This window comes from Streptomyces sp. NPDC126510, from assembly GCF_040302345.1.
Lineage (GTDB): Bacteria > Actinomycetota > Actinomycetes > Streptomycetales > Streptomycetaceae > Streptomyces.
The window spans coordinates 85,679-104,114 of record NZ_JBEORR010000025.1 but is presented as its reverse complement, the minus strand read 5'-3'; the positions used below and the strand labels follow the sequence as shown (position 1 = coordinate 104,114).

19 protein-coding genes are annotated in these 18,436 nt (G+C 72.5%); 4 read left to right on the top strand and 15 right to left on the bottom strand.

All coding sequences use genetic code 11. From position 1 onward, the window contains the following. Positions 1 to 8: 8 nt before the first annotated feature. The 5 genes from ABTX60_RS30580 to ABTX60_RS30560 all read right to left on the bottom strand — a co-directional run bounded on the left by ABTX60_RS30580 (position 9) and on the right by ABTX60_RS30560 (position 5,183). The gene (locus ABTX60_RS30580; protein ID WP_352100244.1) at positions 9 to 1,037 is read right to left on the bottom strand and encodes an LLM class flavin-dependent oxidoreductase; all 1,029 of its coding nucleotides are present in this window, start codon (positions 1,035 to 1,037) and stop codon (positions 9 to 11) included. Between the two features lie 114 nt (positions 1,038 to 1,151). After that, on the bottom strand, positions 1,152 to 2,657 hold the full coding sequence (locus tag ABTX60_RS30575) for a metallophosphoesterase family protein (protein WP_352100243.1): 1,506 nt from the start codon (positions 2,655 to 2,657) through the stop codon (positions 1,152 to 1,154). 46 nt (positions 2,658 to 2,703) lie between these two features. Beyond that, on the bottom strand, positions 2,704 to 3,543 hold the full coding sequence (locus ABTX60_RS30570; RefSeq protein ID WP_352100242.1) for an MHYT domain-containing protein: 840 nt from the start codon (positions 3,541 to 3,543) through the stop codon (positions 2,704 to 2,706). A gap of 118 nt (positions 3,544 to 3,661) precedes the next feature. After that, complete coding sequence (locus ABTX60_RS30565) at positions 3,662 to 4,417, bottom strand: dienelactone hydrolase family protein (RefSeq protein WP_352100241.1); 756 nt, start codon at positions 4,415 to 4,417, stop codon at positions 3,662 to 3,664. A 145-nt stretch (positions 4,418 to 4,562) separates the two neighbouring features. Then, positions 4,563 to 5,183 (bottom strand): L-threonylcarbamoyladenylate synthase, encoded by a 621-nt coding sequence (locus ABTX60_RS30560; RefSeq protein WP_053672481.1) that lies wholly within the window; start codon positions 5,181 to 5,183, stop codon positions 4,563 to 4,565. A gap of 169 nt (positions 5,184 to 5,352) precedes the next feature. On the opposite strand from ABTX60_RS30560, the gene ABTX60_RS30555 reads away from it, so the two are divergent. Next, positions 5,353 to 6,843: a helix-turn-helix domain-containing protein gene (locus tag ABTX60_RS30555; RefSeq protein WP_352100240.1), complete on the top strand. Its 1,491-nt coding sequence runs from the start codon at positions 5,353 to 5,355 to the stop codon at positions 6,841 to 6,843. A 221-nt stretch (positions 6,844 to 7,064) separates the two neighbouring features. Here ABTX60_RS30555 and ABTX60_RS30550 read toward each other — a convergent pair whose 3' ends face one another. Genes ABTX60_RS30550 through ABTX60_RS30525 form a run of 6 tightly spaced genes read right to left on the bottom strand, consistent with a single transcriptional unit; the run spans position 7,065 to position 12,470 of the window. Then, complete coding sequence (locus ABTX60_RS30550) at positions 7,065 to 8,291, bottom strand: cytochrome P450 family protein (protein ID WP_352100239.1); 1,227 nt, start codon at positions 8,289 to 8,291, stop codon at positions 7,065 to 7,067. Continuing rightward, positions 8,288 to 9,526: a cytochrome P450 family protein gene (locus ABTX60_RS30545; RefSeq protein WP_352100238.1), complete on the bottom strand. Its 1,239-nt coding sequence runs from the start codon at positions 9,524 to 9,526 to the stop codon at positions 8,288 to 8,290. Before ABTX60_RS30545 ends, ABTX60_RS30550 begins: the two co-directional genes overlap by 4 nt. Further along, on the bottom strand, positions 9,523 to 10,149 hold the full coding sequence (locus tag ABTX60_RS30540) for a GTP-binding protein (protein WP_352100237.1): 627 nt from the start codon (positions 10,147 to 10,149) through the stop codon (positions 9,523 to 9,525). Before ABTX60_RS30540 ends, ABTX60_RS30545 begins: the two co-directional genes overlap by 4 nt. Next, positions 10,121 to 10,483, bottom strand: coding sequence for a DUF742 domain-containing protein (locus tag ABTX60_RS30535; protein ID WP_184565291.1), 363 nt, complete (start codon positions 10,481 to 10,483; stop codon positions 10,121 to 10,123). Before ABTX60_RS30535 ends, ABTX60_RS30540 begins: the two co-directional genes overlap by 29 nt. Further along, positions 10,480 to 10,902 (bottom strand): roadblock/LC7 domain-containing protein, encoded by a 423-nt coding sequence (locus tag ABTX60_RS30530; protein WP_352100236.1) that lies wholly within the window; start codon positions 10,900 to 10,902, stop codon positions 10,480 to 10,482. The genes ABTX60_RS30535 and ABTX60_RS30530 overlap by 4 nt, the downstream gene beginning before the upstream one ends. Further along, positions 10,899 to 12,470: an ATP-binding protein gene (locus tag ABTX60_RS30525; protein WP_352100235.1), complete on the bottom strand. Its 1,572-nt coding sequence runs from the start codon at positions 12,468 to 12,470 to the stop codon at positions 10,899 to 10,901. Before ABTX60_RS30525 ends, ABTX60_RS30530 begins: the two co-directional genes overlap by 4 nt. A gap of 374 nt (positions 12,471 to 12,844) precedes the next feature. Between ABTX60_RS30525 and ABTX60_RS30520 the strand changes: the two genes are divergently transcribed. Beyond that, the gene (locus ABTX60_RS30520; RefSeq protein ID WP_031139576.1) at positions 12,845 to 13,081 is read left to right on the top strand and encodes a hypothetical protein; all 237 of its coding nucleotides are present in this window, start codon (positions 12,845 to 12,847) and stop codon (positions 13,079 to 13,081) included. 55 nt (positions 13,082 to 13,136) lie between these two features. Here ABTX60_RS30520 and ABTX60_RS30515 read toward each other — a convergent pair whose 3' ends face one another. Next, positions 13,137 to 13,751: a hypothetical protein gene (locus ABTX60_RS30515; protein ID WP_352100234.1), complete on the bottom strand. Its 615-nt coding sequence runs from the start codon at positions 13,749 to 13,751 to the stop codon at positions 13,137 to 13,139. Positions 13,752 to 13,979: 228 nt separating this feature from the next. Here ABTX60_RS30515 and ABTX60_RS30510 point away from each other — a divergent pair, with 228 nt between their 5' ends. Next, positions 13,980 to 15,638, top strand: a complete 1,659-nt coding sequence (locus tag ABTX60_RS30510; RefSeq protein ID WP_352100233.1) for a catalase — start codon at positions 13,980 to 13,982, stop codon at positions 15,636 to 15,638. Positions 15,639 to 15,644: 6 nt separating this feature from the next. Here the strand turns inward: ABTX60_RS30510 and ABTX60_RS30505 are convergent, their stop codons facing one another. Continuing rightward, complete coding sequence (locus ABTX60_RS30505; protein ID WP_352100232.1) at positions 15,645 to 16,499, bottom strand: fructosamine kinase family protein; 855 nt, start codon at positions 16,497 to 16,499, stop codon at positions 15,645 to 15,647. 128 nt (positions 16,500 to 16,627) lie between these two features. On the opposite strand from ABTX60_RS30505, the gene ABTX60_RS30500 reads away from it, so the two are divergent. Beyond that, on the top strand, positions 16,628 to 16,951 hold the full coding sequence (locus ABTX60_RS30500) for a hypothetical protein (protein WP_352100231.1): 324 nt from the start codon (positions 16,628 to 16,630) through the stop codon (positions 16,949 to 16,951). A 15-nt stretch (positions 16,952 to 16,966) separates the two neighbouring features. Here ABTX60_RS30500 and ABTX60_RS30495 read toward each other — a convergent pair whose 3' ends face one another. Next, a complete protein-coding gene (locus tag ABTX60_RS30495; protein ID WP_352100230.1) occupies positions 16,967 to 17,500 on the bottom strand; it encodes a hypothetical protein in 534 nt (177 codons plus the stop codon). Further along, the gene (locus ABTX60_RS30490; protein WP_502992429.1) at positions 17,497 to 18,189 is read right to left on the bottom strand and encodes a hypothetical protein; all 693 of its coding nucleotides are present in this window, start codon (positions 18,187 to 18,189) and stop codon (positions 17,497 to 17,499) included. The genes ABTX60_RS30495 and ABTX60_RS30490 overlap by 4 nt, the downstream gene beginning before the upstream one ends. Between the last annotated feature and the right edge of the window lie 247 nt (positions 18,190 to 18,436).

The following is an 18,436-nucleotide window of genomic DNA, read 5'->3' as shown; positions in this document are numbered from 1 at the left end:
CGACAGCCCTAGACGCTCGGGTGCCATCCCAGGGCCGGGCCCAGTTTCGTCGCCGTGTCGGTGAGGATCTGCACGTAGTCCTCGTGCTCGAAGGAGAACGGCAGGGCGAACGCCACCTCGTCCACCTCCCGGAACGCGGCGTGCGCGTGCAGCCGTTCGGCGATCTCGGCCGAGGTGCCCACCAGATCCGGCGCGAACAGCAGCCGCGCCGGACCCTGCGGCGTCGCCGTGCGGGGAGTGCGCCGGGCGGCGTACTCCTCGTACCGGGCACGCTGGGCGGGCGAGGCGGAGTCCGTGGGGATGACGACCAGGCCCTGCGAGACGCGGGCGTCTTCGCCGTCGGGATGGGCGGCCCGGAAGGCGCGGATCTGTGCGAGCTGGATCTCCGCGAAGTCGTAGGGCCCCTCGGGTTCCTCGGCTTTCACGACGCTGCTGGAGAGGAGGTTCATGCCGTGCTCGCCGGCCCATCGGGCCGACCGCAGGCTGCCCCCGCCGTACCAGAGGCGGCGGCCCAGGCCGGGGGAGTGCGGCTCCACCCGGTCGGAGAACACCTCGAAGCCCTCGACGCCGCTGAAGTCCGTCGCCGGCTTGCCCCGCACGAAGTCCAGCAGCCGCTCTACCCTGCCGTAACCGAAGTCCTCGGTGTCGGCCGTGTCCGGGTAGAGCGCGCCCTTGACCTGGTCGAAGTGCAGGGGCGGGCCCACGCTCACGCCCGGGTTGAGGCGTCCGCCCGACAGCAGGTCGACGGTGGCCAGGTCCTCGGCCAGCCGCAGCGGGTTCTCCCACCCGAGGGGGATCACCGCCGTGCCCAGTTCGATACGTCGTGTGCGCTGGGACGCCGCCGACAGGACGGCGACGGGGGAGGAGATGCCGTGCTGCAGATGCCGGTGCCGCACCCACGCGCTGTCGAAGCCGAGCCGCTCGCCCAGCTCGATGATCTCCAGGGTGGACTCGTGGCCCGGGCGCGGGTCCGCCGGGTCGAACAGCCCGATGGTCAGGAAACCCAGCTTGCGCAGCGGTCGTGGGGTGGGTGGCACGAGCCCTCCATCATTGAACCTTCAATGGCCTATGTCGGTGCCAACCCCGCGCCGGCTTCCACTGTTCCCCGTCAGCCCGGCCCTCCGGTCAGCCTGGTCGGCCCGCCCGTCCGGTCAGCACAGCGGGATCGTCACCTCGTCCTCGACCGGCGGGTCGATCTCCTGGGCACGGTTGCCGGTCGCCGCGAAGCAGCGCAGCCGGACCGCTTCCGGGGAGACGTCCAGGCGCAGGAAGCACTTGAAGAACGGCGGGTCGTACGTCGCCGAGCCCGGTGAGAACAGCGACGTGTAGATCTTCCGCACGGGCAGCCGGATCCGCTTGGCCCGGTCGGGGCGGCGGCCGGTGCCGAGCAGCCCGGCGACCAGGCGGACGCGCCGGGTGACGCGGGTCGAGGCGGCCGGGGCGCGGGTGGGCCTGATCCCGAGCCGCTCGGCGATCACCGCCGTCGCCTCGGCCTCGGTGAGGGTGAAGAAGCGGCGCATCCGCAGCCTGCGGCCGTAGAGGCGGCTGTAGAAGGCCAGGGAGTCGCCGCGCAGCGGGTAGCAGCGGAAGTCCCGCTCGGTGACGCCCGCTACGTCGACGCGGGGGATCGTGTGGGTGGCGTGCATGAACGCGCCGCCCCCGCCCGCGACGACGTACTGGAGCGTGCGCCCGTCGTCCAGCCGGACCGGGTAGCGCTGGTAGTTGTGGATGTCGCCGCCGACCGCCGCCACGTAGTGGTGCTCCGGGGCGCGGACGATGTCGTCGACGGTGCCGCCGCCTTCGATGGCGCAGGGCTCGCGCCGGCCGTCCACGTACAGGGGCGAACCGGTGACCAGGATCTTCGGGCGGGGCCCCCGGGACACCTCGCGCAGCCACGCGCCCTGCTCGGCGTCGAGGGTGCCGAGCAGGCCGGTGTCGATGCCGACGATCCGCAGCGGGCCGGCGTCGATCGCCCAGTACGGGCCCGGCTGGACGGCCCGCTGTTCGGGGGCGTCGCGCAAGGTGCGTGCCTCGGCGAGGCGTTGTCCCGCGTCCGGACGTGGCCGGTGCCACAGCAGCGACCGCAGCCAGGCCCGGGTGAGCGGGCGCGGCCGGGGTTCCGGCGGCAGGGGCGGGGCGTCGTCACAGAAGACGCGCATGAAACCGCCGAGGTCCTCGTACCAGTCGTGGTTGCCGGGTATCGCGTAGATCGGCGCCCGGTAGTCCCGGTAGGGGCGGAAGAATTTGGTGCCGTAGTCGTCCGCGCTGCCCACCGGGTAGATCACATCGCTGGCCAGCACCGCGAACCGGGTGTCCTGACCGGTCCTCAGGAAGCCCGGCACGACGGCGTACTGGGGGTCGTCGCCCTCGCCGGTGTCACCGATGACCAGGAAGGAGAACCGGTCAGGGTCGTCCCGCCGGATCACCTTGTCGGAGGGTGCGCCGGAGGCCGCCCGCTGTGCCACCCACCGGCTGCGCGTCCGGCCGGTGGGGTCACCGAACCAGGAGGCCAGCACGCCGTTGCGGGCGACCCACAGCATCGTCGGGTCCAGCCAGGAGATCTTCTCGGCCTTCGACGGCATCAACCGCCGGTACGCGCCTCGTTCGCCGGTGCCCCAGCCGGCGCCTTCGGCGGTATCGCGTGAGGAGTCGGACACGGGTGCACCGTAACAATCGATCGTGCAGCGACCGGCGGTGGGCCGCTCACCGCTCGCGCGCGGACGAGGAGGAGGCCGTGGTGCGCCGAGACGTCCGGCGAGGCGCCGCGGAGCCTGCGGCCGGCGCGTCCGGCCGGGGTGCGGGGGCCCGCTCGCCGAGCACCAGCAGCGGGTCGAACATCACCACCACCCCGGCCAGCAGCAGGAAGACCACCGGCCCCAGCAGCATCGGCAGCAGCAGGGACGTGGGCGACTCGCCCGCCCACGTCCCGCCGGTCGTGTCGTGCACATGGACGCTGATGGCGGCCATGCCCGTGTAGTGCATCCCGGACACCGCCACGCCCATCACCAGGCTCGCCCCGAGACTCATGAGGAATCCGCGAAGGGTGACGGCCGACCACAGCGCGGCGGTCGCGGCCCCTACGGCGATCAGCACGGACAGCGCGACGCCGACCGGGTCGTAGCCGACGTCGCCGTTCAGCCGCATCGCCGCCATGCCGAGGTAGTGCATGCCCGCCACGCCCAGTCCGGTGATCGCCCCCGCGACCGCCAGCGTGACAGCGCTTGCGCCGCGATGGCCGACGATGAACACGCCGACGCCCACCACCGCGACGGCCACGACGAGACTGAGCACCGTCGTGGCCGCGTCGTACCGGACCCGGGTCTCCTCCACATGGAAGCCGATCATGGCGATGAAGTGCATCGTCCAGATGCCGCATCCGATGGAGGCGGCGCCTAACGCGAGCCAGCCCGTCTTCCACGACTGCGCGCCGAGCAGCGAGCGCACGATGCACCGCAGGCCGAGCGCCCCTCCCAGACAGGCCATCAGATAGGCCGCCACCGGGGTCACCGCACCGTAGCGGAACCCGTCGACCGTGCCGTCCATGCGCCAATCCCCCCGATGCTGACTGATAATCAGCAAGGTCTACGCGCAGGGATCACGGGAGTGCAAGCCCTTACCGTCGGTAGGTCGTCAACTCGTGTCACCAGGGAGTCGATTGCGGTCAGAATGTGCGCTTCAGCAGCTCGAGAAGCGCCGTCCAGTGACGCTCGTCGCCCTCCCGGTGGTACGACGCGGTGTCGGCCTGCGTGAAGCCGTGCGGCGCGCCGGTGTACACCTCGCACCGGTGGCGCACGCCCGCCGCCGTCAGGGCCTCCTCCAGGCGCTCGATCTGCTCCTCGGGCAGGGAGTGGTCCTGGTCGGCGTGGCCGAAGTACAGCTCGGCGGTGACCTTGCCGGCCACCAGGTGGGGGCTGTCCGGGGTGTCCGTGGCCAGTCGTCCGCCGTGGAAGCCGGCGGCCGCCGCGACCCGGTCCGGGTGGGTGCCCGCGGTGAGCAGCGAGAGGCGGGCACCCATGCAGTAGCCGGTCAGCGCGACCGGGCCGTCGGCCACCGCGGGCGACTCGGCCAGCCAGTGCAGATACGCACCCGCGTCCCGCATCGCCCGCTCGTTCGTCAGGTCCTGCATGACGGGAACGATGCGCTCGAATATCTCCGGACGCGCCCCCGGGTCGATGAACTCGGGAAGGTCGAACAGGGGCGCGCGACCGTGCCGGTAGAACACGTTCGGCACCAGCACCGTGTAGCCCTCGGCGGCCAGCCGGTCCGCCATGGAGCGCAGCTGCGGACGCAGGCCGAAGGCGTCCATGAACACCAGGACAGCCGGGTGGGCGGCCCCGTCTGCGGGGTGGGCCAGATACGCGTCGGCGGTGCCGTCCTCGGTGCGGATGTCGACGGCGGTTCCCTGTACGGCGGTCATGGCGGGGCTGCCTCTCTGCGGGGGTGGGGACCTGCAACCCGTCCGCGTGACCGGGCGGATCATGGTCATCGTGACACGCCCGTCCCGGGGCAATTCGCCCACCCCCGGCACACGGTTGAACCGTGAACGGCCCTTGGCGCGCGCTTTACTCGAACCGTGAGGGGTCGCCCGCGCCGTGCCGCACGATCTCGGCCTCCCCGCCGGAGAAGTCGACGACCGTCGTCGGCTCGGTCCCGCAGTCGCCGGAGTCGACCACCCCGTCCAGCACGTGATCGAGCAGGTCCTTGATCTCCCACCCCTGCGTCATCGGCTCCTCCTCGCCGGGCAGCAGCAGGGTGCTGGACAGCAGCGGCTCACCGAGTTCGGCCAGCAGGGCCTGGGTGACGACGTGGTCGGGGATGCGCACCCCGACCGTCTTCTTCTTGGGGTGCTGCAGCACGCGCGGCACCTCCTTCGTCGCGGGCAGGATGAACGTGTAGCTGCCGGGCGTCGACGCCTTGATGGCACGGAACACGTCGTTGTCGATCCGCACGAACTGGCCGAGCTGGGCGAAGTCCTGGCACACGAGGGTGAAGTGGTGCCGGTCGTCCAGCTTGCGGATCGTGCGGATCCGGTCGATGCCGTCACGGCTGCCGATACGGCAGCCCAGTGCGTAGCAGGAGTCCGTGGGGTAGGCGACAAGAGCGTCGGCACGGATGCTGTCGGCGATCTGGCCGATGGTGCGGGCCTGCGGGTTGTCGGGGTGCACGTCGTAGTACTTCGCCATCCGCCGAGCTTATGCCGCCGGCGCGGGTCGGCGGCGCAGGAGGGGGCGGCGCCCGGGACAGCGGCCCCTGCCGTCCGGCGTCCGGGCCGGGGGGATCGCCCCGCGGACGTGAGGTAACGTCCCCGACCGGTGTGCCGGAGGCGGCGCGAGGAGCGAGGGGAAGGCCCAGGTGGCTGGCCGAGAGGACGGGAACCGGCAGCGGGAGACGCAGGCCGGTACAGGCCCGGCGTGGGCGGAGGAACTGCTCGAGCATCTGCGTCCGGCCGGGCGCGACGTCCGCAGAGTCGTCGCCTGGCTCGCCGCCACCCTGGGCGCGACCGTGGCCCTGCAGGACGCCGCCGGGAACCTCATCGCCGGAAACCGGCTCCCGCTGGAAGAGGACCTGGTCGCGGACATCACCACCGGCCGGATCGCCTCCGCGGCCTGGGAGAGCCGGGAGCGCCACCTGCGCCTGGTCAGGGTGGAGCACCCGTCCCACGCGTGCGTCCTGGCCGTCTCCCGGCAGGACCCCTTCGACCGGCGGGCCTCCGGTGTCGTCACGCACACCGCCCAGGTGATCGAGTTGCTGCTGACGGCGAGCGAGTCGACCGCGGCCGGGCACCGGCTGCGCCGGGCCACCTCCGATCTGCGCCTGGCGATCCTGCAACTGCTGATGGTCGAGGACACCATCGCCGCCCGCCGCGTCGCCGCCGGTCTCTGGCCCGGCCTGCTCGACGCCGAGACGGCGTGCGTGTACGTCGTCGAATCCGCTCCCGACGTGCGCGACCGCGTCGCCGAGGAGTGCCTGGACCGCACCCGGGAGGACGCCCTGGTCGTGCGCTGCCCGGCCATGGACGGGCATGTGATCGTGGTCGGCCCCAGGGAGACCACGGGCGACGCCCTGCGGTCCCTCGTCGGACGCCACCCTGACCTCTTCCTCGGCGGCAGCGTCCGCCAGAGCCTCGCCCAGACCGCCACCGCCTACGGGCAGGCCGTCAGTGCCCTGGCCGTCGCCCACTTCCGGCCCGACAAGACCGCCGTCTACGCCGAGCGCACCCACCCCGAACGCCTGATGGACCCGGTGGCGCTACGCGGCTGGACGTCCCGCGTGCTGCGCCCCCTCGATGCCCTGCCGCACCACACCCGCGCCGAACTTCTCGCCACCACCCGGCTCGGCCTGGAGTTCACCGCCGTCAACGCCGCCAAGGTCCTCGGCGTCAGCCGCAACACCGTCCGCGCCCGCATGGAACGCGTCGAGGCCCTGCTCGGCACCGACTTCGCCGACCTCACGGCCCGGGCCGTCGTCCACCTGGCGCTCAACACCCGGATCGGATTGCCCGATGTGCCGGCCGATGGCACCGAGGAGCGGGATCTGCGCCTCGCCGACCTGCTGTCCGGCCCCGCCGTACGTACGTGGGGGCAGGACCTCCTGGGGCGGCTCGACGCCGATGCCCGCAATCCGCGCCGGACGCTGCGCACCTGGATCGCCGTCGGCGGCAACGCCGAACGGGCCGCCCAGGCCCTGGGGGTGCATGCCCAGACCGTGCGCGAGCACGTCCGCAGCGCCGAACCCGTCCTGGAACGCCAACTGCTCGCCGCGGGCACCGATCTGTACGAGGTCGTCCTGGCGCACCTGACCGTGGGCGACCTCGATCTGCCGGTCCTGCGGAGCCCGGCGTGAGCCTCTTTGCCTCCGGGGCAACCGGTTGGCCGGATCCGGGCGGGACGAAACCGGGCCATCCGGACTCAGCTGTGCACGGGTGAGCCCCGCTGAGCGTGCAGCGGGCATCGACACGGTTCACAAGGCCTCGGACAGGGACGTAAGTTCAACTCACCGCGGGGGCTCGACCGGAACGGGGGACCGGTCGCGCTCCCGCGTGCCGGCACCCCCGCCGGGGGGCGTCAGCCCCGCAGCCGCACCGGGATCTCCTGCCAGCCGAACGCGATGAACGACGGCACCTGCCGCAGCCCGTCGTCGCCGGTGGCCAGGCGCAGGCCGGGGAACCGGTCGAACAGCGCCGGCAGCGCGGTGAGGGCTTCCAGCCGGGCCAGCGGCGCCCCGATGCAGCGGTGGACGCCGATCCCGAACGCCAGATGGTCGTCCGCGCCGCGGGTGGCGTCGAAGCGGTCGGCCTCCGGGCCGTAGTGCTCGGGGTCGAGCCCCGCGGCGGCGTACGTCGTGATGATGGCGTCGCCGGCCGGGATCATGACCTCGCCGACGGCGAGATCCGTGACGGCGAAGCGCAGCGGCAGCGACGCGATCGACGGGTGGGCGCGCAGCGTCTCGTCGACGACGGCGTCCCAGCCGATCTCCCCGGACCGGACGGCCGCCAGCTGCTCGGGACGGCGGAGCAGTGCGACCACCGCGTTGCCGATGAGGTTCACGGTGGTCTCGAAACCGGCGCCGATCACCAGCAGCAGCGTGTACAGCAGCTCTTCGTCGCTCAGCCGGTCGCCGTCCTCGTCGTGGACCCTGATCAGCTCGGACGTCATGTCGTCCCCGGGGTGCGCAGCCCGGTGGGCTATCAGGGCCGGCAGCACCGTCCCGATCTGCCGCTGCACCGAAGCCGCGTGCTCCGGGCTCGGATCGGAGGTGTCCATGATGGCCGCGATGAGCCGGCCGGTGTCCTCCCGCAACTCGTCCGGCACACCCATGAGTTCGCAGATCATCCGCATCGGCAGCGGATGGGCGAATCCCTCCTTGACGTCCACGACCTCGCCGTCGGCGGCCTCCAGCGCGGCCAGCAGCTCCGCCGTGATCGCCTCCACCCGGGGCCGCATCGCCTCGGTCCGACGGTGCGTGAAACTCGGAGCGACCAGTTTGCGCAGCCGGGCGTGGTCCGTTCCGTACGTGGAGAGCATGTTCACCACGCCGACCCAGCCCAGGATCCAGGCCCAGGACGGTTTTCCGGCGATCTCGGGCCACAGCCGCCAGTGCAGCCGCGGGTCCTTGCTGACCCGAGGATCGAGGATGAGTTCCTTCAGCGTGTCGTAGCGCGTAGGCGCCCAGGCCGGGATGCCGCCGGGCAGCTCCACGGGCACGATCGGGCCGAGGGCACGCAGCCGGGCGCTCTCGGCGGCGATGTCGGCCCCTAACGGGTCCAGAGCGATGCGGTCGGTCACGGTCACGGTCGTCCTCCTGGCTGGTCGGGGGAGCGGGGGCTGAAACGGACGGGCAGGGCCGTCAGCGAGCGGTGGAACGGGCCGGGCCGCCATGTCAGGCGCTCACGGGGCAGGACGGGTTCGAGGTCGGGCAGCCACTGGGTGAGCCGTTCGATCGCCTCGGTGGCGATGAGCAGGGTGTGCTGCTTGACCGGACAGGCGTGCGGGCCCGCCGACCAGGACAGGTGAGAGGCGTCCGACGGGTGGCGGTCCGCGCCGCGCTCCCGCTCGGCGGCCTGGGCGAGCGCGCCGTAGGAGATCACCACCGGAACCGCGGCCCTGATCCACACGCCGTGCAGGGTGACCGGCGTACGGGCGTAGTGGATGCCGTAGTTGGCGAGCGGCGTCTCGTGGTGCAGGACCTCAAGCACCGCGTCCGTCACCGGCCGGGCGCCGCTGGTCAGCGTCGAGTAGTAGGCCGGGTTGCCGAGGATCCGGGACAGTGCGTTGGACACCAGGTTGGCCGTCGGCTCGTGCCCCGCGCCGAGGGTGAGGAACACCTGCCAGGTGACTTCCTCGGGGGTCAGCCCCGCCGGGTGGTCCAGCAGCCAGCTCGGCAGATCGTCGCCCCGCCGCTCGGCCTTGGCGGCGATCAGCTCCAGCACGTACCCGCCGAACTCGGCCTCGCCCTCGGCCGCCTGGGCGCCGCCCTCGATCAGCTTGCCCAGGGCGCTGTCCAGCCGGTCGCTCGCGCTGTCCGGCAGGCCGAACAGGCTGTTGAACACCAGCGCCATCAGCGGCCGGGTGAACTCGCCCACCAGGTCGGCCTCGCCGCGCGGCCCGATCCGGCTCACCAGCAGGTACACCGCCCGGTGTACCCGGGCCCGCAGATCGTGCGGCTCCACCAGATCGAAGGCGTCGATCAGCGAGGTGCGGTAGCGCAGGTGGGCACCGCCGTCGGCGAACAGGGTGTTGGGGCGCCAGCGCATCATGCCGAGCACCGGCGAATCGTCGGGGACGGTCGCTTCCCACGGCCGGGGGTCGTGCGAGAACGTCTCCGTGTCGTGCAGCAGGTCCAGCGCCGCCCGCCGGTCGATGACGACGTAGGCCGGGACACCGGGCGCGAGTTCCGCCCAGCCGACCGGGCCGTGGGCGCGCAGGGCGGCGTAGTAGGCGTGGGGATCACGGGCGAAGCCGTCCTCCCACAGGCGGACGGGCGCCGCGAGGGAGAAGGCCTGCTCGGCGGGGGAGGGGTGGGTCACCGGGGCTCCGGGGGGTGGTGGTCGATCAGGTGCTGTACCAGCGCGAGCAGGGCGTCGACCGAGGAGTCCGCCTCTCGCGCGTCGCACGTCACCATGGGCGTCGTCGGCTCCAGGTCCAGGGCGGCGCGCAGTCGCTCGGGCGTGTGGTGGCGGGGCGCGTCCGGGAAGGTGTTGAAGGCGACCGCGTAGGGCAGTCCCGATTCCTCCAGCAGCCCCAGCACGTCGAACGAGGCGTCGATCCGGCGGGCGTCGACCAGCACGAGCGCGCCGAGCGCCCCATGGGCGACGTCGTCCCACAGGGCCCGGAAGCGTTCCTGGCCGGGCGTGCCGAACAGGTACAGCACGATGCCGCCCGGCAGGCTGATCCGGCCGAAGTCGATGGCGACCGTGGTGGTGGACTTGTCCCGTACCCCGGCGAGATCGTCGACCTGCGCGGACGCCTCCGAGAGCTGCTCCTCCGTGTGCAGCGGCCGGATCTCCGAGACGGAGCGGATCAGGGTCGTCTTGCCCACCCCGAAGGGCCCTGTGATCAGGATCTTCACCAAGTCCTGGGCGGTGTCGGGCAGGTGGATGCCCGCACCTCCCGGCTCGGCTTCAACGGTGCTTGAGGTCGCGGAGGCCATCGGCCACTCTCTTCAGCAGGTCGGGGTCGAAGCGCCGGGCGGGCGGGATCGGCGCACGGGCCAGCACCAGGTCACGGTCGAGGAGGTCGGCGGCCAGGACCAGCACCGCGGAGACCGGCAGCCGCAGCAGGGCCGCGGCCTCCACCACCGTCAGCGAGCCGTACTCCAGCTCCTCCAGCAGGGCCGCCTGGGCGGCGGGCAGTTCGGCGGGGGCCGGCTCACCGCTGCCGGTGAGGACCGACAGCCGCTCCAGATGCGCACGGCTGGGCCGCGCCACCCCGCCGGTCGACAGGTACGCGGGAACCAGGGGACGGCCGCCTCGGCGGCCGGTCATGCCGGCGTGCCGCCGTCGGCTCCCCGGGGCCCGGCGGCCATCGCCTTCTCGCCCAGCCGCGCCACCTGCGAGTGCACCCGGTGGGCGAGCAGGTCCAGCCGCACCTCGGGATCACCGTACGCGGCGACGCAGGTGCCGTGGTCCGTCGGCACGATCAGCACATAGCCGTGGTCCGACTCGATGACGACCTGCCGGATCTCCGCCCGGTCGGTGTCGGCGAACGCCGCCGCCGCGGTACGGCAGGCGCCCTGCACGGTGCTGGTGATGGCCGCGACCCGCTCGGCCGACGGCCGCGACAGCGCGTCGGTGTAGCCGGTGACGAGTCCGTCCCGGGTGAGCAGGGCGGCGGCCACGACGTGCGGCACCTCCAGGACCGGTTCGAGCACCCATGCCGTGTCCCCCGCTGCGCGGCTGGTCATCGAGCCGTTCCCCCTTCGTGTCCGGTGCTGTCGGTGTCCTCGGATGCCGCGTCGGCCGTGGTCGCGGCCGGGGCACCCTCAGGTACGGCTGGAACGGCGCCTGTGTTCGACCGCGCGGCGGTACGCGCTGCCGCGGTCCCGGACTGGAGGGCGCCGAGGGCGGCGGCGGACTCCTCGGGACGCCGGGAAGGGCGTGGTGGTGCGGGTTCGCCCGCGGCCGTGCCGGCCGCGGGCGTGGCACGACCTCGGCGCCGCCGCTGGGGGAGGCCGCCGCCGTCCCGCGGGCCGTGGTGGCCGGGCGCCGGGGTGTCGTCGCCCAGGTGCTGCTCCGTGCCGTATCCGTGGTCGTTGCCTGCGTCGTTGCCTGCGTCTGTGCTTGCGTCTGGGCCTTCGCCTGCGCCGGTGGGCAGCGGTTCGGCCCTGCGTGGCTCGGTCTCCGGCTGAGCCGAACCGCGGGGCGCGCCGGGACCGCTCGCCGCGGCCCGCACGGCTTCCCGCCGGGTCGAACGTGGCGCACTGGCCGCCGGGGGCTGCTCCTGCGGGTCGATGCGCGTCAGCAGATGGCTGTCGACCCGCACCACCGCCCGCACACCGCCGTACGGTGACGGGGAGGACAGGTCCACGCTCAGATCGAACTGCCGCGTCAGTTGGCCGACGGCCGCCAGACCCATGCGCGGCGGATCCCCGAGCTCGGTCAGCAGGATCGGATCCGAACCGGCGACCATCCGCTGGGCCCGGGCCCGCTCGTCCTGCGTCATGCCCAGGCCGGCGTCGTCCACGGTGACGCAGACGCCGTGGTGGACCGCCTCGAGATGGACCACGACGTCCGTGTCGGGCGCGGAATGCCGCAGCGCGTTGTCGAGGAGCTCGGCGACGATGATGGCGACCGGTTCGACGGCGTGGGACACCAGGGCCGTACCGGCCGCGAGGTGGTTGTTGACCCGGACACGGCGGTAGCCCGCGAGCCGGGCCTGACCGCCCGTCACCGCATCCACGAGGTGGGACTCCTCCCGGGCGAGCCCCACCCAGGCCCCGCACACCACCGCGGCGATCTGTGCGCGCCGCAGCGACTGCTCGTTCTCGTGGTCCAGCTCGAACAGGATCTGTGCCAACTCGGGGTCGTCGTAGCGCTGTTGCAGTCCCCGCAGAGCGTCCTGCAGCCGGTACAGCGCCGCCTGGATCTCCCGGGTGGCCCCGCGCATTCCGGCCTGCGCCGCAGCGTCGATCCGGGTGCGCTGCGCGGCCAATTCGGCGTGCAGCGCCTTCAGTACCCGTTCCAGGGCGCTCCCCAGCGGTGAACCGGACAGCTGTGGGTTCAGCGGGCCGGGCTCGCTGACGTGGGAATGTGCGGCCTGCCGGGCCGCGGCGGGCACCCGCCGCGCCGCCAAATGCTCGATCTCGGAAGCGAACGCCCTTGTGGTGCCGTCGAGTTGAGCCCGCAGCGCGGCCGTCTTCGCGCGCTGTGCGGCCAGGTGCCGTCGTGAGCGCAGCAGCCCGCCGCCGAGGGCGAACGCGGACAGTGTGCCGAGAGCGAGGGCGCCGACGGCCAGGTCCGGTACTTCGATCATCGAGTCGATTCCAGGAGGGAGTCGGGCAGGGCTGGGCCCGAGGTGCTCAGGCGAGGCACCCGCAGCACAGTACACACCGTCATCGACCGGTCTCGCACGGTGGAGTGCCACTTCGTTCCGAAAGTGACCGCTGTCTGTGGGCTTCCGGGTCAACTGTCTGAATTGCCGTACGAGGTGGTTGAGTTGCTGTTGTGTGCGGGTCTGACCCCTCCCTCCGCTCCGGCTGTCAGGTGACTGTCGGCGCGGCGTCGATGTGGCCACGTGAACCGTGACCGGTTGATCACCCGGCGTGATGGCGTGGGCTGTGTGCCCGGCCGGGGAGCGGGTACCCGTCCGGCGCCTGAAGAGGTCCGCTCCGCGAGAAGGAGGCCCGCATGAGCAGTGGATCGGAGACCGGCGGCGTGACCGGTACGCAGGACAAGGACTACAACCTCATCTGGTACGTCGAGGCGTGCCTGAACAACGCCCTGCGTCTGGAGAGCTACATCCAGGACGCCGAGCGCGCCAAGGACACCGAGGTCGCGGACCTGTTCCGCAAGGCCCAGGCGGACAGCCGCAAGGGCGCCGAACTGGGCAAGGGGCTGCTTCGCGCACGCCTCGACGGGGGCTGAGGCTCACCGGCCCCCAAGGGCCCGGACCCCGTGCGGGCCCGGGCCCTTCTCCGTGTCAGAGCCGGAAGACCCCACCGACCCGTTCGGCGAGTTCGTCCTCCGTCATCGTGCCGTCCACCGTGAGCGCGGGCAGCCCGAGGCGCGTGGTCTCCTCGTCCAGCCGCTCGGTGAACAGGGCGTCCCGTGCGGCGAGGTTGCGGACCGCCCGCCCGGGATCACCGGTCCGCTGCGTGAACATCCCGCCGCTCGCGGCGCGACGGGCGAAGACTGCCCGGCGGAACTCCGGTGTGGGCAGCAGCCAGATTGCGTGTCCGGGCTCGGTGACCAGCGGCAGCACCAGGTGCGGGAGCAGCCGGAACCCCTCGACGACCACAGGCGTGTCCCGGGCCAGTCGCGCGACATCCTCGACGATCGGACCGAAGGCCTCGCCCCGGAACCAGGGGAACGTCTCCATCATGGTCTCGGGGGACCGGTCGACCCACCGCTCGTCCAGGTCCATGGCCATGAACGCGTGCAGGAAGGGCGCCTCCTCGGCGGTGGTGCGGCGCGCGTGATCCGCCATCACGTCGTCGGTCGCGTAGACACGCCAGCTGTGCCGGTCGGCGAGACGGCGGGCGATCGTGGACTTGCCCGCGCCGCTGCCGCCCCCGATCCAGTAGACGTTCCGCATTCCTCTCCCTCCCGCGGTCCCCGCTGTCGGTGCGGATACTGACAGCCCACCATGCCCCCCTTTTTTTCAGCGCCGTCGCCCCGAGCCGCCGAGGCCGCCGGACGAAGTCCGTGGCGCGTGAGTGACCGCGCCACCCGGGTACCCGGCCCGTCCCCGCCAGGACCGGCCGGGCGGCCCTTCGCGGCTCCCCGGCCGGCCGCCGGCCACGAGCCGAAGGAGCCCACGCATATGACGGACGTTTCCGGCACCGGCCCCGCACCGGGCGACGACCGCAAGGTACTCACCGACCGCCAGGGCCATCCGGTCTACGACAACCAGAACCAGCGCACCGTCGGCGCCCGCGGCCCCGCCACGCTGGAGAACTACCAGTTCCTGGAGAAGATCAGCCACTTCGACCGGGAACGCATCCCCGAACGCGTCGTGCACGCCCGCGGCGTCACCGCATACGGCCACTTCGAGGCCTACGGCACCTGGGGTGACGAGCCGATCGGCCGCTACACCCGGGCCAAGCTGTTCCAGGAGCGCGGCAAGCGCACGGACGTGGCCGTCCGCTTCTCCACGGTGATCGGCGGCCGCGACTCCTCCGAGGCCGCCCGGGACCCGCGTGGTTTCGCCGTCAAGTTCTACACCGAGGACGGCAACTGGGACCTGGTCGGCAACAACCTGGGTGTCTTCTTCATCCGTGACGCCATCAAGTTCCCGGACGTCATCCACGCCCTCAAGCCCGACCCGGTGACCTTCGAGCAGCAGCCGGGCCGCATCTTCGACTTCATGTCGCAGACGCCCGAGGCCATGCACATGCTGGTCAACCTGTTCAGCCCGCGCGGCATCCCCGCCGACTACCGCCACATGCAGGGCTTCGGCGTCAACACCTACAAGTGGGTCAACGCCGACGGCGACACCAAGCTCGTCAAGTACCACTGGATGCCCAAGCAGGGCGTACGCAGCATGACCGAGGAGGACGCCGCCAACGTCCAGGCCGACACCCTCGGTCACGCCACCAAGGACCTGTACGAGGCCGTCGCCCGCGGTGACCACCCGGAGTGGGAGCTCCTCGTGCAGCTGATGGACGACCACGACCACCCCGAGCTCGACTTCGACCCGCTGGACGACACCAAGACCTGGCCCGAGCAGGACTTTCCGCCGAGGCCGGTGGGCCGGATGGTGCTGGACCGGATGCCGAGGGACTTCTTCGCCGAGAACGAGCAGATCTCCTTCGGCACCGGCGTCCTCGTCGACGGCCTGGACTTCTCCGACGACAAGATGCTCGTCGGCCGGACCTTCTCCTACAGCGACACCCAGCGTCACCGGGTCGGCCCGAACTACCTGCAGCTTCCCGTCAACCAGGCCAGGAACGCGGAGGTGCGCACCAATCAGCGCGACGGCCAGATGGCCTACCACGTGGACGGCGGGGGAGGGAATCCCCAGGTCAACTACGAGCCGTCCATCACGGGCGGCCTGCGCGAGGCCCGCTACCCGACGCATGACGAGCAGGGGCCCGAAATCCAGGGCCGGCTCACCCGAAAGCGCATCCCCCGCACCAACGACTACCTCCAGGCCGGTCAGCGCTATCTGCTGCTGGAGGAGTGGGAGCGCGACGACCTGGTGAAGAACTTCATCGGTCAACTGTCCAAGTGCGACCGGGCGATCCAGGAGCGCATGGTCTGGCACTTCCTGCTGGTCGAGAACGACCTCGGCCTGCGGGTGGGCGAGGGACTGGGCATCGGTCCGGAGGACGTGGCAGGACTACAGCCGCTGGCGAGCCAGGACCTCACGGACGAGGACCGCGAACGCCTGGCCGACCTCGGCGAGAACAAGCCGCGCGACGTCGAGGGCCTCACCATGACCCACTGCGTCCCCGACGAACGGCACGTCGTGACCCGCTGACGCGGATCACCCGTTCAGGGCCGTGCGGGCCACGCCGAGGGCCTGTTCCGCGTAGCCCCGGCCGAACAGCACGGCGTGCACCAGCAGCGGAAACAGCTGGTGCACGCCGACACGCTCGGCCCAGCCGTCCGCGAGCGGCGCGACCTCCTGGTAGCCGTCCAGCACCCGCTCCAGATGGGGGCAGCCGAACAGCCGCAGCATCGCCAGGTCCGTCTCCCGGTGCCCGCCGTGCGCCGCCGGATCGATCAGCCGGACGTGCCCGTCGGCCGCCCACAGCACGTTGCCGCTCCACAGGTCGCCGTGCAGCCGCGCGGGCGGCTCGCCGGGCCCGGCCAGCTCCGGCAATCGCTCGCACAGACGCTCCACGACGGCCGCCTCCGCGGCCCGGAGCGCGCCCCGGTCGACCGCCCGCCGCAGATACGGCAGCACGCGCTGCCCGGCATACCAGCGGGGCCAGTCGGCATCGGGCTCGTTGCGCATCGGCGCGAGCCCGATGTAAGCGTCCACCGGGCCGTCCGGCGGCGCCGCCCCGAAGGCGGGCGCCCCGGCGGCGTGCAGCGCGGCGAGGTCCCGTCCGAACCGCACCGCTGCCGCACGGTCCGGCCGTCCCTGCGCAACCCGGTCGATGATCAGCAGGCCGTCCTCGTGCCCGTGCACCTCCGGCAGCCGAACGCTCCCGGCAGCGGACAGCCACCGCAGCCCCGCCGCCTCGGCACGCGCCGCCCCCGGTGCACCGGACCGCTTGACGACCAGGACCCGCCCGTCGACGAGGGTGACCTCGGTGAGAGCCCCCGACAGCGGCCTCTCACCGCTGACCGCTCGCCCGGTGAGCCGGGCCACGAGATCGGAACAGACGGTCATACGAGCTCCTTCCCCGCCCTCATGGGGCGTTCCGACTCCAGGACATGCGCCACGCGCCGGTCACGCGGGACGGTGAAATCCCGCCGCCGGGCGACAGAACCGGCCATCGCCGGGGGAGCAGTCGGGTCATGACGAGTACACCGTTCCAGCGCACCATCGCCCTGCCGGCCCCCGTGTGCGAGCAAGCCGCACAGCATCTGGAGCAGGCCGCGCAGCGGGCCGTCGACGGCGCCGCGATCCCGCTGAAGGCGTTCCGCGAGGCCGCCGACAACGACTTCACCCTGCCGGCCCCGGTGGTCGAGCAGGCGGCGGCCTGCCTGCTGGTCCTCGCCACCGAGACCGCCCAGACCGTCCGCCCGTCCGCTCTGCGCGCCACCATCAGCGTCGCGCTGCGGCTGCGCGACGCCGTACAGCTGGCCCATCAGCCCGCCCTCAGCAGCAGGTTCTGGTGAGCGAACCCCGGTCTCTCAGGCTGCGCGGAAGGCGACTTCGACCTGCCGGTGACGCAGCGCCTCCAGCGTGACGTGCTGCCGGCGGGCCCGTTCGATGAGCTCGTCGAGCTGCCGTCGGTCGAGACGCTCGTCCGTGGCGGCCAGATCGCGCAGCGTCTCCCAGCCGGCCAGCTTGCCCTCCACCCCGAGCGCCAGCGCTTCCAGCTCCCACAGGGTGCTCAGCGGGGAGCGCCGCACCAGGCTGCCGTTGCTCTTCAGCCGTCCCACCTGCTCGGCCGCCCGGCCCGCGTAGACCTTGTAACGGCGCACCGGGACCTCCAGGCGCCGCATGAGGTGGAGCAGCGCCGTCCGGTCCTCGGCGATCTCGTCGGCGACCGGGGCCAGCGCGTCGGCGAGCGCCGAGCCACCGCACGAGCGCAGCAGGTAGCGCACCCGCGCCGTCCCGGCCGTGGCACCGGCGAGATGGTCGTTGAGGTAGATCCCCAGCAGGGACATGTCGGTGGCCGGGGCACGCTCGGCGCCCGGCGAATCCGCTCGCTGTTCCGTCATGACGCGACTCCTGTCGTACTCCGGCCCTGCTCCACGGTCACCGTGGTGGTGACCCGTACGAGACAGGGAGGGCGGGGTGTCGAACCGGTCCCGAAGCGCACGGGGGGCTCGACCGGGGCGAGGGCGCCGAGGCTCTCGCCCTTGCGGGTCACGGTGGCCGAGGTGACCGGGTGCAGATCCCGGGCGCCGTACCACTGGTGCCGTCCGGCCCGGGCACCGGCGTGGGTGTGTGCTCCCAGCAGCAGCCGGGCGGGCCGGTCCCACAACGCGATCCAGCCCGGGCGGACGGCGAGACGCCCCGGGACCACCCGCAGCGCCAGGCCCGGCAGGGTCCGGCGGCCGGTGCTGAACTCCAGGTGGAACGGCGGGGCGGTGACGGTCCAGTGCCGGCGATCGGTGACCCGGACCCCGACCGGTACGACCCGTACGTCGTCGAAGACGTAGGTGCCGGCGACGAACTCCGCCGTCTCGACCGTGGGTGCCAGCAGCAGCCGGTGTCCGTCGGCTCCTTCGACCATCACGTCACTGAACGGCCCGAACGGCGACCGCGGCCAGTGGCCGAGCACCACGCGGGCGCCGGACGCCGTCCCGATCCCCGCTATCCAGCCGTCGAAACGCAGTGAGCGCACGGGCGGCCGGACGCCGGCGCGCCGGGCCGGACCTGCGGGTTCGGGGCCGTGGGAGAACACGCGGGCCGGGTGCCCGGCGCCTGTACGGCGAAACGGCCGCCGCCGCTGTGCACGGCGGACGGCCCGACCGGGCCGACGGGCCGACGGCGGCGCGCCTGCACCGGGCGGCGGCCGGACAAGGCGCAGGGCGGCACGGGTGCACGCGGCGCGGATCGACAGGGAGGGTGGCGGCGCGGCTGTACGGGTGTGGATCGACAGGGAGGGTGGCGGCGCGGTTGTACGGGGTGCGGCTCGGCGAGGCCCGGCG

Excerpts from the sequence above, each read along its gene's own strand:
- ABTX60_RS30570 (WP_352100242.1), bottom strand. The coding sequence starts at position 3,543 with ATGGACGGCACGGTCGACGGGTTCCGCTACGGTGCGGTGACCCCGGTG.
- ABTX60_RS30565 (WP_352100241.1), bottom strand. The coding sequence starts at position 4,417 with ATGACCGCCGTACAGGGAACCGCCGTCGACATCCGCACCGAGGACGGC.
- ABTX60_RS30560 (WP_053672481.1), bottom strand. The coding sequence starts at position 5,183 with ATGGCGAAGTACTACGACGTGCACCCCGACAACCCGCAGGCCCGCACC.
- ABTX60_RS30540 (WP_352100237.1), bottom strand. The coding sequence starts at position 10,149 with ATGGCCTCCGCGACCTCAAGCACCGTTGAAGCCGAGCCGGGAGGTGCG.
- ABTX60_RS30535 (WP_184565291.1), bottom strand. The coding sequence starts at position 10,483 with ATGACCGGCCGCCGAGGCGGCCGTCCCCTGGTTCCCGCGTACCTGTCG.
- ABTX60_RS30530 (WP_352100236.1), bottom strand. The coding sequence starts at position 10,902 with ATGACCAGCCGCGCAGCGGGGGACACGGCATGGGTGCTCGAACCGGTC.
- ABTX60_RS30525 (WP_352100235.1), bottom strand. The coding sequence starts at position 12,470 with ATGATCGAAGTACCGGACCTGGCCGTCGGCGCCCTCGCTCTCGGCACA.
- ABTX60_RS30520 (WP_031139576.1), top strand. The coding sequence starts at position 12,845 with ATGAGCAGTGGATCGGAGACCGGCGGCGTGACCGGTACGCAGGACAAG.
- ABTX60_RS30515 (WP_352100234.1), bottom strand. The coding sequence starts at position 13,751 with ATGCGGAACGTCTACTGGATCGGGGGCGGCAGCGGCGCGGGCAAGTCC.
- ABTX60_RS30510 (WP_352100233.1), top strand. The coding sequence starts at position 13,980 with ATGACGGACGTTTCCGGCACCGGCCCCGCACCGGGCGACGACCGCAAG.
- ABTX60_RS30505 (WP_352100232.1), bottom strand. The coding sequence starts at position 16,499 with ATGACCGTCTGTTCCGATCTCGTGGCCCGGCTCACCGGGCGAGCGGTC.
- ABTX60_RS30500 (WP_352100231.1), top strand. The coding sequence starts at position 16,628 with ATGACGAGTACACCGTTCCAGCGCACCATCGCCCTGCCGGCCCCCGTG.
- ABTX60_RS30495 (WP_352100230.1), bottom strand. The coding sequence starts at position 17,500 with ATGACGGAACAGCGAGCGGATTCGCCGGGCGCCGAGCGTGCCCCGGCC.